This is a genomic window from Sphaerisporangium dianthi, assembly GCF_042654065.1.
Classification (GTDB): Bacteria; Actinomycetota; Actinomycetes; order Streptosporangiales; family Streptosporangiaceae; genus Sphaerisporangium; species Sphaerisporangium dianthi.
In genome coordinates this window covers 288,782-305,808 of sequence record NZ_JBHSFP010000007.1, presented here as the reverse complement: position 1 = coordinate 305,808, position 17,027 = coordinate 288,782, and the positions used below count along the sequence as shown (strand labels likewise).

Sequence of the window (17,027 nt, the reverse complement as noted above, 5' to 3'; positions counted from 1 at the left end):
TCTGGGAGCGCCATGTGATGCGCACCGCACCTGAGGACTAGCATCGTCACTCGTGGTCAAGGTTGCAGATATGGTCAAGCGGCTACTTGTGGGACGGGCGCTGCGCAGTGCCCAGGCTCACGAGCAGTTGCTGCCCAAGCGCATCGCGCTGCCGGTGTTCGCGAGCGACGCGCTCTCCTCGGTGGCGTACGCCCCGCAGGAGATCCTCATCACGCTCGGCATCGCCGGGCTCGCGGCCTACCACTTCACCCCGTGGATCGCGCTCGCCGTCGTCGTCATCCTGCTGACGGTCGTCGCGTCCTACCGGCAGAACGTGCGGGCGTACACCAGCGGCGGCGGCGACTTCGAGGTCGCGACCGAGAACCTCGGGTCCAACCAGGGCCTGGTCGTCGCCAGCGCGCTGATGGTCGACTACGTGCTGACCGTCGCGGTGTCGGTCTCCTCCGGCGTCGAGAACCTCGCCGCGGCGGTGCCCTTCCTGGCCGGGCACAAGGTCGGCGCGGCGGTCATCATCGTCGCCCTGCTGACCGTCATGAACCTGCGGGGCATCAGAGAGTCGGGGCTGGCGTTCGCCGTCCCCACCTATGCCTTCATGCTCGGCATCTTCGGCCTGATGATCTGGGGCGGGGTGCGGCTGGCGCTCGGCGCCGACCTGGTCGCCCCGACGGCCGGCTACACGGTCACCGGCGAGGGCGTCGGCATCGGCGGCTTCGCCCTGATCTTCCTGCTGCTGCGCGCCTTCTCCTCCGGCTGCGCCGCGCTCACCGGCGTGGAGGCCATCAGCAACGGCGTCCCGGCCTTCAAGAAGCCGAAGGGCAAGAACGCCGCCAACACGCTGCTGGCGCTCGGCGTGATCGCCGCGACCATGTTCTCCGGCATCACCGCCCTGGCCTACATCTCGGGGGCCAAGTTCGCCGATCCCTCGGTGGGCAGCACCCTGCTCGACCGCTCGGGCAACCCGGTCGAGAACCCGGGGCCGGTGATCGCGCAGGTCGCCGAGACGGTCTTCAGCAACTTCCCCCCCGCCTTCTACTTCATCACGGCGATGACCGCGCTGATCCTCGTGCTCGCCGCCAACACCGCCTTCAACGGCTTCCCGGTGCTCGCCTCGGTGCTCGCGCAGAACCGCTACCTGCCGCGCCAGCTCCACACGCGCGGCGACCGCCTGGCCTTCAGCAACGGCATCGTCATCCTGGCCACCATGGCCGGGCTGCTGATCTACGCCTTCCACGCCGAGACCACCCGTCTCGTCCAGCTCTACATCGTCGGCGTGTTCGTGTCGTTCACGATCAGCCAGATCGGCATGGTGCGGCACTGGAACCGGCTGCTGCGCACCGAGGACGACGCCAAGAAGCGCGCGCAGATGCAGCGGTCCAGGGTGATCAACGGCTTCGGCGCGGCGGTGACCGGCCTGGTGCTGGTGGTCGTCCTGGTCACCAAGTTCACCCACGGCGCGTGGATCGCCTGCGCGGCCATGGCCGTGCTGTTCGTGATGATGCGCGGCATCCGGCGCCACTACGACAACGTGGCCACCGAGCTGACCGTCCCGGAGGACCACGAGGTCGTCGAGTCCATGCTCCCGGCGAGGAACCACGCCATCGTCGTGCTGTCCAAGATCCACAAGCCGACGCTGCGGGCCCTGTCGTACGCCCGCGCCACCCGCCCCTCCACCCTGGAGGCGATCAGCGTCGCGGTCGACCCCGACGAGGCCCGCCAGCTGCAGGACGACTGGGAGCAGCGGGGCATCCCGGTGCCGCTGAAGATCCTCGACTCGCCCTACCGCGAGATCACCCGCCCGGTGCTCGAGTACGTCAAGAGCCTGCGCCGCCGCTCGCCGCGCGATGTCGTCACCGTGTTCATCCCCGAGTATGTCGTGGGCCACTGGTGGGAACATCTTCTTCATAACCAGAGTGCGCTGCGGCTGAAGGGAAGGCTTCTCTTCCAGCCCGGCGTGATGGTCACCAGCGTTCCCTGGCAGCTGGCCTCCTCCGACCGGCTCAAGGGCCGGCCGGAGTCGTTCGCTCCCGGCTCGGTCCGCCGGCCATACGCTGTGGCACGTAAGGATGACCAGGTGCAGACGTGAGCGGGGGGACCGGAGTGCCGATCGAACTCAACGTTGAGCGTGTCGCCAACGGGGGATGGTGCGTCGCCAGACACGAGGGCCGGGTGGTCTTCGTCCGCCACGCCCTGCCGGGCGAGCGCGTGCTCGCCGAGGTCACCGAAGAGACCACGCGGTTCCTGCGGGCCGACGCCGTCGAGATCCTCGACGCGTCCCCCGACCGGGTGACCCCGCCGTGCCCGTTCGCCGGCCCCGGCCGCTGCGGCGGCTGCGACTGGCAGCACGCCACCCTGGACGCCCAGCGCCGCCTCAAGGGCGAGGTCGTCGCCGAGCAGCTCCAGCGGCTCGCCGGCCTCGACATGAAGGTCGACGTCGAAGAGGTCCCCGGCGCCGCCAAGGGGCTCGGCTGGCGCACCCGCGTCCAGTTCGCGGTCACCCCCGAGGGCGTCCCCGGGCTGCGCCGCCACCGCTCCCACGAGATCGAGCCGATCGACGCCTGCCTGATCGCCCACCACGAGGTCGAGCGCGTGGGCGTCGAGCGGGCCGACTGGCGCGGCGCCGGCGGCGTCGAGGCCATCGCCACCTCCACGGGCGAGCGGGCGGTCGTCGTCACCCCGAGGTCCCACCGCACGGTCGCGGTGCCCGACCTCGGCGCCGACGCCTACGTCCTGGTCGACGAGGGCCACGGCCAGGCCCGCGCCGTGCGGGGGCGCACGGCGCTCACCGAGCGGGCCGGCGGGCGTGACTTCCGCGTCACCGGCAGCGGCTTCTGGCAGGTCCACCCCGGCGTGCCCGCCGTGCTGCAGGAGGCCGTGCTGGAGTTCGCGGCCGTCCGCCCGGGCGACTGGGCGCTCGACCTCTACTGCGGCGTCGGCCTGTTCGCGGCCGCCCTGGCCGAGGCGACCGGGCCCGAGGGGGCCGTGCTCGGCATCGAGTCCGACGCGCGCGCCGTGCAGGACGCCCGCCACAACCTGCGCGACCTGGCGCACGCGCGGGTCGAACGCGGCCGGGTCGAGGACGCCCTCGACCGGCTCGGCGTCGAGCGGGCGGACGTGGTGGTCGCCGACCCGCCGCGCACCGGGCTCGGCCGCGACGTGGTCGCCCGCGTCGCGAGCCTGGACGCCGCCCGCATCGTCTACGTCTCCTGCGACCCCGCCACCCTGGCCCGCGACCTGTCCTGGTTCGCCGACCACGGCTACCCGGCCGTCGACCTGCGCGCCTTCGACGCCTTCCCGATGACCCACCACGTCGAGACCGTGGTGCTGCTGGTCAAGGACACGATCTAGCCCCTGACCAGCGGTGGTGCAAAACGGGCGATGCGGTACAGCACGTTCGGACGCAGTGGCCCCTCGGGCTCGGTGGGGTCGTCGAAGTCGCCGGCCGGGTCCCGGGTCATGCCGATCCGGCGCATCACCGCCTGGGAACGAAGGTTGGCGGCCGTTGTGACAGCGAGGATCTCAGGCAGGTCAAGTGCGTCGAAGCCGTGGGCGAGGACCGTCAGCGCGGCCTCGGTGGCGTAGCCCTGGCCCCAGGCCGAGCGGGCGAGCCGCCAGCCGATCTCCACTCCTGTGAACGGCATGTCGTCGTCCACTTCGTCCAAGCCTGCGAAACCGATGAACTCGCCCGTGGCCTCCACCTCGACCGCCCACCACCCGTAGCCCCGCCGGTCGAACTCGGCCTGGAATCGCGACACGGAGGCATCGCTCTGTTCGCGGGTGAGCAGGTCGCCCAAGTGCTCCCGGACTTCGGGATCGGCGTTCATGGCCGCCCACGGTTCAAGGTCGGAGTCACGCCATCGGCGCAGGATGAGGCGATCGGTACGCAGTTCGGCCATGCTGCCAACCCAACATGAGCTCTCGTCCCGGAAGCAATCAATTTTCCCCTGCCTGACAACGCCCCCCAGAAACGCGGATCGCTCCCAACCGGCCCACCGGTCCCTACTTTGTAAAGGCGGCGGGTGGGGACTTCACCACCAGGCCCATGCCGCCGTGGCGTCGTCGTGCGCCTTGGATCCGGGCGGCGTGCCGTGCCGCAGTTCGGCCTCGCGCACCTGGGCGATCAGCTCGCCGGGGCCGGCCTCGGCCGCGGTCGCGACCAGTCGCTCCCAGGTGTGGCCGTACCACTCGACCAGCCGGGTGACGCCGTCGGTGAGCAGCAGGACGCCGCTCAGCCCGGCGGCCTCGACCGAGCCGTGGACCGCCTCGCCGGCCGCCTCCGGCCGCGCGCCGGCCACCCAGAACCCTCCCGGCCGGTTGCGCAGCGACCTGACCAGCTCAAGGCTGTACGGCCGGCCGCCGGGGAGGTGGTCGAGGCGGTCGTCGTCGATGACCGTGACCACGCCGTCCACGCCGCACAGCACGATCGGCGAGTCGCACAGCACGAGGTAGTCGAGCATCTCGGCGCGCCGGCGGACCATGGCCACCGTGGACGAGGGCGAGTCGGCGTTTCGGAGGTCGCAGGCGCCGTCGTGGGCGGCCGTCGCCTCGCCGATCGCCGCGGCGAGGATCCGCCGCAGGTCGGCGTCCGGCTCGGTGGCGAGCCCGCGCGCCAGCCCGGCGCCGAGCCGGGCGACGTACCAGGCGACATCGTGGCGGCATCCGGAGTCCACCCCGGCCGCGGCCGTGGCCCCGTCCAGCACGGCGACCCAGTCAGGTCCGGCGATCACGAAGTCCTCGTTACGGCGGCCCGGAGCGGGCGCCGCCGCGGTGGAGCAGGCGATGTGCAAGGGAGTCCCTGGCCGGAGACGGGGGAGCGGCGCTTCACGGCCGGCGGGTCACCATGATGCCCTCCCCACGGCGAGGCCGCCAGGCGGGCCGAGCCGTCGCGCCGGGCGGAATCATGGGCCGGCGCCGCCCGGTAGGGCGGCCTGCCCGATCAGAGGATCGGGCAGGATCGGAGAGCCTTGAGATTCACGCCTTCCGCGCCGGAGCCGTCGTCCGTCCGCTGGATCGCCGGCGGGCCCCGGTCTGCCGGGTCGGCCGGAGCCCCGGTCTGCTGGGTCGGCAGGGCCCCGGTCCGCTGGAGCGGCAGGGGCCCCGCCGTGAGACGGGCGGCGCGGGCGCCCGCGAGGCCGGAGGCTAACGCGGGCCGGGCCAGATCCCAGGAGCTCTGTCCGGAGCGGGTCGGCCGGGGATCTGCTGGATCGGCCGCTGGGCGTCACGCACGATCGGCAGGGCCGGCACCGCTCGTGGCAGCACGTGCGGCCCCGTCGCCGGCGGACGAGGAATGGGGATCGCCCTCGGATAGGGCGGGTACGGCCGGGGGTACGGGTACGGCCGGGGGTACGGGTACGGGTACGGCCTTGGATACGGGTACGGCCGGGGATACGGGTACGGGTAGACGTACGGAGGCGTGATGGTGGGGTAGCCGCCTCCGGCGGGGACGCATTCGTACTGCGGGCAGGGCACGGTGAAGCACTGCTTGGGCGAGTACACGCAGACGTAGCCGGGCGGGCACAGTATTCCGGCACAGCCGATCGGCGAGCACCCGGTCCGGGGGGCCGAAGCCGCGGCGGACGATGCCGGCGCCATCGCCGATGCGGCCGGTGCGAGGCGGCCCGCGTCCGCCGAGGCGGTCAATGCAGAGAATGGCAGCCCCGCCAGGGCCGCCGTGATGACGAACGTCATTCGGATCATGCTGAATCCCCGAACCCTTCTTGGTTCCCCCGATAACCCACGGGCCGAACCCGCTGGGCAACCCGTGGATTCGCGGGGATCTCGTGACAGGCCTCGCGACCTACCGAGATCGTCGCATTCGGCGATCGGCATTCATCGGCAGCCACGGCATAACGAGGACCAGGAAACGGTAAGAATGGCGGCTACCCGAACAGGGCCTACGTCCTCGGTCCGTTGCTTGCCACTATGCGGCAGTTAGTCCGAGATTTCGGGAGTTCTTCCGGTTGGGCCCTGTTGGGTGATCGTCTCCGGCCGCTTCGATGGCCGCGTCCGAGGTGGAAGCCCTGCCGTGCGCCGCGCGGGCCGATATTCCGCACAATAAGGGGAATGCGCCGCGAATGCCGACATGACGAGCTTGTGGTGACGGTCGCCGGCCGATCGGGCAGGGAAGTCCGCGATGCCCGGCGGGAAGTCAGGACGGGCGGGAAAAGCTTGCTCAACGACATTCTTGTCTTGGCAAAGAGCCGCGCGGGGGAGTGCTTCGTTCCAGGCTCTCGAAGAGAGAATGAAGAGTGGCTACATTGATGAGACGAACCCTGCTGGGCGGCGCGCTCGCCGGGGTCGCTATCGTTTATTCACCTGCTGCGGCAGGTGCCGAGGCAAAGACTCACCGGCCGCCGGGCCGGGCGGTCGTCGACTATACGGCGAGCGGCACACACTTCGGAGCACCGGTGAGGGGCCCTCTGGTGGCTCCTCTCGACTGTGTTCCCATATTCTGCCTGACGCCGGGCGTTCAAGTGATCGGGCCGCAGGCCGCTCCGATCGCGCCCGGCACGATCCCGCTGTGCGCGGTGCTCCACCTTCCCCAGTGGCTCTGCAAGGTGCCGCCGGGTCCCGTCGGCCCGCGTGGCCCCGCCGGCCCGCAGGGTCCCGCCGGTCCTGCGGGCCTTGACGGTCTCCCGGGTCCCGCCGGTCCTGCGGGTCCTGCCGGTCCTGCGGGCCTTGACGGTCTCCCCGGCCCTGCCGGTCCTGCGGGTCCTGCGGGTCCTGCCGGTCCTGCCGGGCTTGACGGTCTCCCGGGTCCTGCGGGTCCCGCCGGGCTTGACGGCCCCCCCGGTCCTGCCGGTCCTGCGGGTCCTGCCGGTCCTGCCGGGCTTGACGGTCTCCCGGGTCCTGCGGGTCCCGCCGGGCTTGACGGCCCCCCCGGTCCTGCGGGTCCTGCGGGCCTCGACGGTCCGCCCGGCCCTGCCGGTCCTGCGGGTCCTGCCGGCCCCGCGGGCCTCGACGGTCTCCCGGGTCCTGCGGGTCCCCCCGGTCCTGCGGGCCTTGACGGTCTCCCGGGTCCCGCCGGTCCTGCCGGTCCTGCGGGGCTTGACGGTCCGCCCGGTCCTGCGGGCCTCGACGGTCTCCCGGGTCCTGCCGGTCCCGCCGGTCCTGCCGGTCCTGCGGGGCTTGACGGTCCGCCCGGTCCCGCCGGCCTTGACGGTCCGCCCGGACCGGCTGGGCCTGAAGGTCCGCAAGGCCCTGTGGGTCCACAAGGGCCTGAGGGTCCTCCCGGTCCTCCCGGCCCTCCTGGCTCGTCCGGGGTGCCCACCGTCACTCCTCAGCCCCCCGGTCTCACGGTGTATCCGTGTACCGGAGCGCTGGGGGTCGGGCTGGTATACCCCGTGTGCGGTTGATCGCTCTCGATGCCTGCCAAGTGAGATGACCGAAAAGGTGCGTGCCGCCGTGCGGCACGCACCTTTTCGGTTGTGCGACCTATTCCGCCCGGTGACCGGAGGGCCCGGCGGCCTCTGACGCCCCTCCGGTCTCCGTCTCCCGTCCTCCGCAGGTCGACCCCTTACTCGTGACCGCGAAGGGGCACGTGGCCATTATCGCCTCATGACGTGCCCGGCGGTGGGCGTATCCCAGCTCCTGTCGCTGAAAGTCCGGATACTGCCACTCGCCGGGCAGATGAAGAACGCTCTGCCGCAATATCCGATGCTACCGACAAATCGGACTGAGCGCTATGACGGGAAGCGGGGCAATGGCCGGTTCGTAGGGGTACGAGATAATCTGACGAGATGTGTGCTGGACGGGTCGGCCCGCAATCATGGCACTGACCAGCGGTCTTGTGAAAATGGCCGATACAAACCAAATGTATGTCCCCGGCAAGGCGTTGCGTCGAGCCGGTATTCAATTGGCCGCGGAGCGTCGATCTTTACCGTCCTCTGACCATTCCCGGCCCTTATGCCTGATCAGGCACTGGGTACTCTCTGAGCGGTCACATTCGGTAATCACTGTTCAACGCAGTCCGCGTACGGACGGGCTGTTGCGGTGATTTACTATAGGGAGAATTCAGGAATGATTCGCCGCCTTCTGGTCACCACGGCATGCGTCGCTATGGCGGTCATCGCCCCGGCCGCCGCAGCCTCCGCCGACGCGTCGGTGCACGCGAAGCGCGCCACCAAGGCCAACTGCTGCCCCTGCGGCCCGACGGTCATCCCGACGGTGGTCCCGACGGTGGTCCCGACGGTCGTCGGCGGCTGCCCCACCGGCGTCTACGGCTACGGGTCCGGCTTCGGCTACGGCGCCGGTTACGGGTCCGGCTACGGGGTCGGCTACGGCGCCGGCTACGGGTCCGGCGGCGGCGTCGGCTACGGCGTCGGCGTCGGCTATGGCAGCGGCGGTGGCCGCGGCCTGGGCCTCGGTCTTGGCCTGGGGCTTGGTCTCGGCCTCTGACCTGCCTGGCAGGAAGATAGGGCGGCGCTCCCGCGGGTCCGACTCGTGGCGGCGCCGCCTCCAACCGGGCCGGATGCGGTGCAGGCTCTCACCTGCCCCGAGTTCCATGGAGTCGGCCTGCCCGGCTCTTGTGCCAGCTGGGTGCGGGATTAACTGCATCTGGCCCGAAACAGTGTGATTTGCGTGGTTCTGGGGGCGGCAGCGGAGCGAGACTCCGTCGTCGCCCTTGACCATGTCCGCACTACCCTCCGCGACCCGGTCGACCTGCGCGTGAGCCCGATCGGTGCTCCCCGTACGGCCGGACGACACCCGCGGGAACGACCCGGCGACGCCCGCCCCGCGTGGGCCGGCCGATCGTGCTCGTGATCGCTCCCGGCGTGGCGCGGGGCTCGTTCGGCCCTGGTCGGCATGAGCTGGTTTAAGGTGGCGTTGCCCGTATCGCATGATCATCGAGTGGTGCGCGGCGATCTCCCCCCTGCTTTGGAAGCCGAGGTGGAGGAGAGATCATGTCGCGCAGACGCACCGCCCTCTTGGGATGCGCTTTGACGGTCAGCGCTCTTACCCTGGCGGCCGCTCCGGCCGTCGCCCAGCCCCGGACGACCGGTACCCCGGTCGCCGCGGGCGCGCGGAAACCGCCGCCGGGCATGATCGAGGCACTGCAGCGTGACCTCCATCTCACCCGCGGGCAGGCCCAGGCGCGCCTGCTCAACGAGATCCGGCTGACGCCGATCGCGGCGCAGCTCGCCCGCAGGCTCGGTAACCGCTACGGCGGCTCCTGGCTCTCGGGAACCATCGCGCAGACCCTCTCGGTCGCCACCACCAAGTCCGCCGACATCCCCCAGATCCTCGCGGCGGGCGCCCGCGCGGAGGTCGTCCCCCGGTCGCTGGCCGACCTCAACACGGTCAAGAACAAGCTCGACGCCGCCCTGCCCGCCCATCCCCCCACCGTGGGCAGCGTGCGCTACATCGACGTGCGCACCAACAGCGTCACGGTCCTGTCCGAGGAGCCGGGGAAGGCCCTGGACGTCATCAAGGGCATCGGCGTGGACGTGGCCGCGGTGCGGGTGGTGCCGTCCACCGAGCGCCCCCGGCCCCTCTACGACCTGGTGGGCGGCGACGCCTACTACATCGGCACCTCGGCCCGCTGCTCGATCGGCTTCTCGGTCCTCCGCGGCACGCAGCCGGGGTTCGTCAGCGCCGGTCACTGCGGTACGGCGGGCCAGTCCACCTCCGGCTTCAACCGGGTCGCCCAGGGCACCTTCCAGGCGTCGACCTTCCCCGGCAGCGACTTCTCCTGGGTCAGCGTCAACGGCAACTGGACGCCCAGGCCATGGGTGAACAACGGCAGCGGCGGCGTGGTCAGCGTCGCAGGATCAAGGGAGGCCATCGAGGGCTCCTCCGTCTGCCGGTCCGGATCCACCACCGACTGGCACTGCGGCACCATCCAGCAGCGCAACACCAGCGTCACCTACCCTCAGGGCAACATCTTCGAGCTCACCCGGACCAACGTCTGCGCCGAGCCCGGCGACTCCGGCGGCTCCTTCATCGCCGTCGACCAGGCCCAGGGGGTCACCTCCGGCGGCTCCGGTGACTGCACTTCGGGCGGCACCACCTACTTCCAGCCCGTCAACGAGATCCTCACCACCTACGGCCTGAGCCTGGTGACCACCGCCGGCAACCCGCCGCCGCCGACCACGGGCACCTGCACCGGCTACCCGCGCACCGTCACCGGCGTCCTGGCCCGCGGTGGGAACGCCTACCAGCCGGGCAACCTCTACTACCGCTCGATCGTGAGCGGGGTGCACTCGGCCTGCCTGGACGGTCCCGACGGCACCGACTTCGATCTCTACCTGCAGAAGTGGAACGGCTTCAACTGGGTCACCGTCGCCTCGGCCGCGGGACCGAACCCGGACGAGAGGATCAGCTACACCGGCACGCCCGGTTATTACCGCTACCGGGTGAACGCCGCCAGCGGTTCCGGCGCCTATTCGCTGGGCTACCGGGCGCCGTAGCGTCCCGCGCCGCCCGCTCGCCTGGCAGGGCGTGAAGCCCTCCGCCTCCCCGCCGGGCGACGAGCGGCGCCACCATGGCGCGGACCCTCGCGGCGGTTCGGCCGTCGCGGGGGCCGTACTCCGATCTCCGCGCCACCCGTCGTGCTTTGCAGTGCTTTGACGTGCGGTTTCTTATCCTTCCGGCATGTCACGTTGGGTGGGGGGCCAGGGGTACGAGGTCGAGCCGATCAGGCTGGACGGGCGGACGTTGCTGCGGGTGCGCCAGTACGGGGTGCTGGTCGCCTACTGCCGTTCGGTCGCCGAGGTGGCGTCGTACGTGGACCTGGACGAACTGGTCGAACTCGTCGTCATGCCCCAGGCCGGAGCCCGCCGCCAGGACTGAGCCGACCCCGTCGTCAGGCCCCAGGGTCAGCCCGCCAGTTGCGGGGGTTCTCCCTCGCGCCGGACCTCGGCGGGGGCCTTGTCGTCGCGCAGCCCGCGCCAGGACGGATGGCGCAGCCGCCGGTCGTGGGTCCACTCGGCGTACTGCACCTCGCCGACCAGCACCGGATCGACCCAGTGGGCGCCCCTGGCCTGCTCGCGGGGCACGAGGTCGGCGAACGGGCTGGCGGGCCGCACCAGCGGCGCCATCACCTCTCCCAGCTCGCGCAGCGTCTCTTCGGTGAACCCGGTGCCGACGTTGCCCGCGTAGACCAGCCGTCCGGCCTCGTACACGCCGACCAGCAGCGAGCCCATCGTCGAAGATCTGCGCCCCCGCCCGGCCGACCAGCCGCCGATGACGACCTCCTGGGCGCGGAAATTCTTGATCTTGGTCCACTCCGGGGACCTGCGGCCGGGACGGTAGGGCGAGTGCAGCCGTTTGGCGACGATGCCCTCCATGCCGAGCTGCCGGCTCAGCTCCATGGCGTGCGCGCCGTCGTCGTGGAACCAGGCGGGCACCTGCCAGCGCGCGCCGGGGGTCACCACGCTCTCCAGCAGCTCCCTGCGCTCGACGTAGGGCAGGTTGACCGAGGACCGCGTGCCGATGTGCAGGATGTCGAACAGCATGAACGTCACGGGGATCGTCCGGGCCAGCTTGCGCACCCGCTCCTCGCGTCTTTGGTGCATGCGCGGCTGCAGGGCCGAGAAGCTCGGGCGGCCGGCGTCGTCGAAGGCGACGATCTCGCCGTCCAGCACGACGTCGTGGCCGCCGACCGCGCCGGCCAGCGCGTACAGCTCGGGGTAGGCGACCGTGACCTCCTTGCCGTTGCGCGAGATGAGCCGGAGGGCGGCGTTCTCGACATAGGCGAGGGCGCGCACGCCGTCCCACTTCATCTCGTGGCCCCAGCCGGCGTCCTCGCTCGGCGGGGGAAGCGTCCCCAGCTGGGCGAGCATCGGCGTGTAGGTAGGAAGTCCCCCCATGGGCGTTTTCTTACCCGGATGCGGGGTCCGTCCGAACCCCTATCCCACCCAGAAGATGCATCGCGCGATGCCGGGATAATGGGCATATGAGATTAAGGATCTTCATCGAGCCTCAGCAGGGGGCCGGCTACGAGGACCAGCTCCACGTGGCCCAGGCCGCCGAGCGGCTCGGATTCGACGCCTTCTTCCGTTCCGACCACTACCTGCGCATGGGGGACGGAGATCCCGGACCCGGGCCCACCGACTCGTGGGTGACGCTGGCGGCGCTCGCCCGCGAGACCGAGACGATCCGCCTCGGCACGCTGGTCACGGCGGCGACCTTCCGCCTGCCCGGCCCGCTGGCGATCAGCGTCGCGCAGGTGGACCAGATGAGCGGCGGACGCGTCGAGTTCGGGTTCGGCACGGGCTGGTTCGACGCCGAGCACAAGGCGTACGGCATCCCCTTCCCGCCCCTCGGCGAGAGGTTCGCCCGCTTCGAGGAGCAGCTGGAGATCATCACGGGGCTGTGGACCACCAAGCCGGGCGACACCTACTCCTTCGAGGGCGCCTACTACCGCGTCGCCGACTCGCCGGCGCTGCCCAAGCCCGCCCAGAGCCCCCGCCCGCCGGTGATCATCGGTGGGACCGGCGCCAAGCGCACGCCCCGGCTGGCCGCCCGGTTCGCCGACGAGTACAACGTGCCCTTCCACGGGCTGGAGGACACCGCGGCGGCCTACGACCGGGTGCGCGAGGCGTGCTCGGCCGTCGGACGCGAGCCGATCGTCTTCTCGGCCGCGCAGGTGCTGTGCGCGGGCGCCGACGAGGCCGAGATCGCCCGCAGGGCGGCGGCCATCGGCCGGGAGGCCGGCGAGTTGCGGCGCGACGGCCTCGCCGGCACGCCGCAGGAGATCGTCGACAAGATCGGCCGGTTCGCCGAGGCCGGCTGCGAGCGCCTGTACCTGCAACTCCTGGACCTGTCCGACCTCGACCACCTCGAACTGGTCGCCGCCGAGGTCATGCCGCACGTCTGAGCGCGCCGCCCGGTGCCCGCGCCGCGGCCGAAATCGGTGGCCGGTGGGTCGTTTATGGTGAAAGATCGGGCAGCGTGCTGCTGACCATCTCGACGACCACGCGACCGGCCACCGATCTCGGCTTCCTGCTCCACAAGCACCCCGACCGGGTCCAGGAGTTCGGCCAGTCCTTCGGCGTCGCCCGGGTCTTCTACCCCGAGGCCGCCGCGGAGCGCTGCACGGCCGCGCTGCTGCTCGAGGTGGACCCGATTCGCCTGGTGCGCTCGCGCGGCCGGTCCTCGCCCGATTTCAGCCTGGGCCAGTACGTCAACGACCGTCCGTACGCGGCCTCCTCGATGCTCGCGGTGGCGCTCGCCGACGTCTTCCGCACCGCGCGCTCCGGCCACTGCGCGTCGCGTCCTGAGCTGGCCGCCGGGCCGATCGACCTGGAGATCGTCATCCCCGCGATGCCGTGCCGGGGCGGGCCGGAGACGGCGCGGGGGCTGTTCGAGCCGCTCGGCTGGCAGGTGGAGGCGCGGGCCATCGCGCTCGACGAGGGCTTCCCCGAGTGGGGCGACTCGCGCTACGTGCGGCTCGTGCTGCGCGGCGCGGTCCGGCTGGCGGACGCGCTGAACCAGCTTTACGTCATGCTCCCGGTGCTCGACGACGCCAAGCACTACTGGATGGCCTCCGACGAGGTGGACAAGCTGATCCGCGCGGGGGAGGGGTGGCTGGCGTCCCATCCTGAGCGCGCGTCGATCACCCGTCGCTACCTCGGCCGCCGGGCGGGCCTGACCCGGGAGGCGTTCGCGCGCCTGGCCGAACTCGGCGACGACGTCGAGGAGGATCTGGAGCCCCCGGTCGAGGAGGAGGCGGCGGCCGAGGCGCCGGCACCGCCCGGTGAGAAGGTGCCGCCCGCCGAGGAGGTGCCGTTCGGTAAGGAGGTGCCGCCCGCCGATGAGGTGCCGCCTGCCGCTGAGGTGACGCCTGCAGGCGCGCCGGTGCCGCTGAGCCTGGCCCGCAGGCGGGCGGTGGCCGGGGTGCTCGCCGAGGCGGGGGCCCGCACCGTCATCGACCTCGGCTGCGGCTCCGGGCAACTGCTCGCCGAACTGCTGGCGAGCTCCGAGGTCACCCGCGTGACCGGGGTGGACGTGTCGGCGCGGGCGCTCGCCCTGGCCGCCCGCCGCCTCAGGCTCGACCGCATGCCCGAGGCGCGCAGAGGCCGGCTGGAGCTCTTCCAGGCCGCGTTGACCTACACCGACGCCCGGTTCGCCGGATACGACGCGGCCGTGCTGATGGAGGTCATCGAGCACGTGGACCCGCCACGGCTGGCCGCGCTCGGACAGGTGGTCTTCGGCGCGGCCAGGCCCCGCGTGGTGGTCGTCACCACGCCGAACAGCGAGTACAACGTGCGCTACGAGTTCCTGACCGGCATGCGGCATCCCGACCACCGCTTCGAGTGGACCCGCGCGCAGTTCGCCGCCTGGGCGCAGGACGTCTGCCGCGAATACGGATACCGCGTCGCGCACCTGCCCGTCGGCGAGGAAGATCCCGAGATGGGCGCGCCGACGCAGATGGGGGTGTTCAGCCGTGACTGAGATCGGTGTTCCGGCGCTGTCGCTGGTGGTGCTGGTGGGGGTGTCGGGCAGCGGCAAGTCGACCTTCGCCCGCAAGCACTTCCTGCCCACCGAGGTCGTCTCCTCGGACTTCTGCCGGGGCCTGGTCGCCGACGACGAGAACGACCAGGCCGCGACCGCGGACGCCTTCGACGTGCTGAACCACATCGTCGGCACCCGCCTGCGTCGCGGGCTGCTCACCGTCGTGGACGCCACCAACGTCCAGTGGGAGGCCCGCAAGAAGCTCGTCGAGCTGGCCAGGAGCCACGACGTGCTGGTGGACGCGATCGTGCTCGACGTGCCCGAGGACGTCGCGGTGGCCAGGAACGCGCTGCGCCCCGAGCGCGACTTCGGCCCGCACGTGATCACCCGGCAGCGCAAGGACCTGCGCCGCTCGCTGTCCAAGATCTCCAGGGACGGGTTCCGGCGGGTCCACGTGCTGCGCGGCGAGGAGATCGACGCCGCGACGATCGTCCGCGAGAAGGCCTGGACCGACCGCCGCGAGCTCACCGGCCCGTTCGACCTGGTCGGCGACGTGCACGGCTGCCGCGCCGAACTGGAGGACCTGCTCACCGCGCTGGGCTGGGAGCTGCGCCGCGACGAGGCGGGGCGGCCGGTGGGGGCCGCGCACCCGCGGGGCAGGACGGCCGTCTTCGTGGGCGACCTGGTCGACCGGGGCCCCGACTCGCCGGGAGTGCTGCGGCTGGTCATGGGCATGGTCGCGGCCGGAACGGCGCTGTGCGTGTCGGGCAACCACGAGAACAAGCTCGTCCGGGCGCTGAACGGCCGCAAGGTCACGGTGTCGCACGGCCTCGAACGGTCGCTCGAGCAGCTCGCCGCCGAGCCGGAGGAGTTCCGCGAGGCGGCGCGGGCTTTCATGGACGGGCTGATCAGCCACTACCAGCTCGACGGCGGCCGGCTCGTCGTGGCGCACGCCGGCCTGAAAGAGGCCTACCACGGCCGCGCCTCCGGCCGGGTGCGCTCCTTCGCGCTGTACGGCGACACGACCGGCGAGACCGACGAGTACGGCCTGCCGGTGCGCTACCCGTGGGCCGGCGACTACCGGGGCCGGGCCGTGGTCGTCTACGGCCACACCCCGATCCCCGAGCCCGAATGGGTCAACAACACGATCTGCCTTGACACCGGCTGCGTGTTCGGCGGCAGCCTCACCGCGCTGCGCTACCCCGAGCGCGAGCTGGCCGCGGTGCCGGCGCGGCAGGTCTGGTACGAGCCGGTCCGCCCGCTCGCGGCAGCCGCGCGGCGCGATCCAGGCGTGCTGGACATCACCGACGTCCAGGGCACCCGGTACGTCGAGACCCGCGCGGGCGGCAAGGTGAAGGTCCGCGAGGAGAACGCGGCCGCCGCGCTGGAGATCATGAGCCGGTTCGCCGTGGACCCGCGCTGGCTGGTCTACCTGCCCCCGACCATGGCCCCGGCGGACACCTCGCCGCTTCCGGGGTACCTCGAGCACCCCGCCGAGGCCTTCGAGGAGTTCCACCGCGCGGGCGTCGCCGAGGTCGTGTGCGAGGAGAAGCACATGGGATCGCGCGCCGTCGCCGTCCTCGCCCGCACCCCGCGGGCCGCCGCCGCGCGGTTCGGCGTCGGCGACGGGAGCCTCGGCATCGTGCACACCCGCACCGGGCGTCCGTTCTTCGACGACCCCGCGCTCATGGCCGGCCTGGTGGACGGGCTGCGGGACGCGGTGTCGGCGGCGGGGCTGTGGGAGGAGCTGCGCACCGACTGGATCGTGCTCGACGGCGAGCTGCTGCCCTGGTCGGCGAAGGCCGGCGGGCTGATCCGCGAGCAGTACGCGGCCGTGGGGGCGGCGGCGCGCGCGGCGCTCCCCGAGGCGGTCGCCGCGCTCGACGCCGCCGCCCGGCGGGGCCTCGCCGTGGAGGACGTCATGGACCGCACCCGGCGGCGCGCGCGGAACGCGACGCTGTTCAGGGACGCCTACGCGCGCTACTGCGGGCCGGTGTCCGGCCTGACGGGGGTGCGCTTCGCGCCGTTCCAGATCCTGGCGGTGGAGGGGCGGGCGACCGCGGGGGAGGAGCCGCACGCCTGGCACCTGTCGGCGCTGGCCCGGCTGTCCGGCGACCTCATCACACAGACCAGGCACGTCTTCGTCTCGACGGGCTCGCAGGAGTCGCGGGAGGCTGCCACCGCGTGGTGGGAGGCGCTCACCGGCGAAGGAGGCGAGGGGATGGTGGTCAAACCCGCCCATCCCACGGCCGGCCGCGTGCAGCCGGGCGTCAAGGTGCGCGGGCAGGAGTACCTGCGGATCATCTACGGGCCCGACTACACCGAGAGCCTGGACGAGCTGCGCGGCCGCTTCCTGGGCAAGAAGCGGTCGCTGGCGCTGCGCGAGCACTCGCTCGGCATGGAGGCGCTGGCGCGCCTGGCGGGCGGCGAGCCGCTCTGGCGGGTGCACGAGGCGGTCTTCGCCGTCCTCGCCCTGGAATCCGAGCCCGTCGACCCCCGCCTCTGACCCCGGCCGGCGCCGAACGCCTGCTCACGGCCTGGACGGGATGCCCGGCTTCGGCCCATGCCGGATGCGTGCTCACGGGCTGGACCGGACGCCTGATCACGGGCTGGACCGGACGTCGGATCGTGGC

11 protein-coding genes are annotated in these 17,027 nt (G+C 71.9%); 8 read left to right on the top strand and 3 right to left on the bottom strand.

Going from position 1 to position 17,027, the window contains the following annotated elements:
- The first annotated feature begins 70 nt into the window (after positions 1–70).
- Positions 71–2,083, top strand: a complete 2,013-nt coding sequence (locus tag ACFO60_RS14060) for an APC family permease (RefSeq protein WP_380840583.1) — start codon at positions 71–73, stop codon at positions 2,081–2,083.
- Complete coding sequence (locus ACFO60_RS14055; RefSeq protein ID WP_380840582.1) at positions 2,080–3,345, top strand: class I SAM-dependent RNA methyltransferase; 1,266 nt, start codon at positions 2,080–2,082, stop codon at positions 3,343–3,345. The genes ACFO60_RS14060 and ACFO60_RS14055 overlap by 4 nt, the downstream gene beginning before the upstream one ends.
- On the opposite strand, the gene ACFO60_RS14050 is transcribed toward ACFO60_RS14055, so the two are convergent.
- Together ACFO60_RS14050 and ACFO60_RS14045 are read right to left on the bottom strand one after the other, a co-directional pair.
- Positions 3,342–3,893 (bottom strand): GNAT family N-acetyltransferase, encoded by a 552-nt coding sequence (locus tag ACFO60_RS14050; RefSeq protein WP_380840581.1) that lies wholly within the window; start codon positions 3,891–3,893, stop codon positions 3,342–3,344. The two genes, ACFO60_RS14055 and ACFO60_RS14050, sit on opposite strands and share 4 nt — an antisense overlap.
- Positions 3,894–4,025: 132 nt before the next feature.
- Positions 4,026–4,724 (bottom strand): protein phosphatase 2C domain-containing protein, encoded by a 699-nt coding sequence (locus ACFO60_RS14045; protein ID WP_380840580.1) that lies wholly within the window; start codon positions 4,722–4,724, stop codon positions 4,026–4,028.
- 3,292 nt (positions 4,725–8,016) lie between these two features.
- Between ACFO60_RS14045 and ACFO60_RS14040 the strand changes: the two genes are divergently transcribed.
- The 3 genes from ACFO60_RS14040 (at position 8,017) to ACFO60_RS14030 (ending at position 10,788) form a co-directional block, all read left to right on the top strand.
- Positions 8,017–8,394 (top strand): hypothetical protein, encoded by a 378-nt coding sequence (locus ACFO60_RS14040; RefSeq protein WP_380840579.1) that lies wholly within the window; start codon positions 8,017–8,019, stop codon positions 8,392–8,394.
- A gap of 506 nt (positions 8,395–8,900) precedes the next feature.
- Complete coding sequence (locus tag ACFO60_RS14035; protein WP_380840578.1) at positions 8,901–10,406, top strand: S1 family peptidase; 1,506 nt, start codon at positions 8,901–8,903, stop codon at positions 10,404–10,406.
- Positions 10,407–10,590: 184 nt separating this feature from the next.
- The gene (locus ACFO60_RS14030) at positions 10,591–10,788 is read left to right on the top strand and encodes a transposase (RefSeq protein WP_380840577.1); all 198 of its coding nucleotides are present in this window, start codon (positions 10,591–10,593) and stop codon (positions 10,786–10,788) included.
- Positions 10,789–10,814: 26 nt separating this feature from the next.
- On the opposite strand, the gene ligD is transcribed toward ACFO60_RS14030, so the two are convergent.
- Positions 10,815–11,807 carry a non-homologous end-joining DNA ligase gene (ligD, locus tag ACFO60_RS14025; protein ID WP_380840576.1) on the bottom strand — a complete coding sequence of 331 codons (993 nt, stop codon included), beginning with the start codon at positions 11,805–11,807 and terminating at the stop codon, positions 10,815–10,817.
- Between the two features lie 86 nt (positions 11,808–11,893).
- On the opposite strand from ligD, the gene ACFO60_RS14020 reads away from it, so the two are divergent.
- The 3 genes from ACFO60_RS14020 to ACFO60_RS14010 all read left to right on the top strand — a co-directional run bounded on the left by ACFO60_RS14020 (position 11,894) and on the right by ACFO60_RS14010 (position 16,900).
- Positions 11,894–12,817 (top strand): LLM class F420-dependent oxidoreductase, encoded by a 924-nt coding sequence (locus ACFO60_RS14020; RefSeq protein ID WP_380840575.1) that lies wholly within the window; start codon positions 11,894–11,896, stop codon positions 12,815–12,817.
- A gap of 74 nt (positions 12,818–12,891) precedes the next feature.
- Positions 12,892–14,394, top strand: coding sequence for a 3' terminal RNA ribose 2'-O-methyltransferase Hen1 (locus ACFO60_RS14015; RefSeq protein ID WP_380840573.1), 1,503 nt, complete (start codon positions 12,892–12,894; stop codon positions 14,392–14,394).
- Entirely contained in the window at positions 14,387–16,900 is a 2,514-nt protein-coding gene (locus ACFO60_RS14010; protein ID WP_380840572.1) for a polynucleotide kinase-phosphatase, read from the top strand. The genes ACFO60_RS14015 and ACFO60_RS14010 overlap by 8 nt, the downstream gene beginning before the upstream one ends.
- Positions 16,901–17,027: the final 127 nt, after the last annotated feature.

Excerpts from the sequence above, each read along its gene's own strand:
- ACFO60_RS14060 (WP_380840583.1), top strand. The coding sequence starts at position 71 with ATGGTCAAGCGGCTACTTGTGGGACGGGCGCTGCGCAGTGCCCAGGCT.
- ACFO60_RS14050 (WP_380840581.1), bottom strand. The coding sequence starts at position 3,893 with ATGGCCGAACTGCGTACCGATCGCCTCATCCTGCGCCGATGGCGTGAC.
- ACFO60_RS14040 (WP_380840579.1), top strand. The coding sequence starts at position 8,017 with ATGATTCGCCGCCTTCTGGTCACCACGGCATGCGTCGCTATGGCGGTC.
- ACFO60_RS14035 (WP_380840578.1), top strand. The coding sequence starts at position 8,901 with ATGTCGCGCAGACGCACCGCCCTCTTGGGATGCGCTTTGACGGTCAGC.
- ACFO60_RS14030 (WP_380840577.1), top strand. The coding sequence starts at position 10,591 with ATGTCACGTTGGGTGGGGGGCCAGGGGTACGAGGTCGAGCCGATCAGG.
- ligD (WP_380840576.1), bottom strand. The coding sequence starts at position 11,807 with ATGGGGGGACTTCCTACCTACACGCCGATGCTCGCCCAGCTGGGGACG.
- ACFO60_RS14020 (WP_380840575.1), top strand. The coding sequence starts at position 11,894 with ATGAGATTAAGGATCTTCATCGAGCCTCAGCAGGGGGCCGGCTACGAG.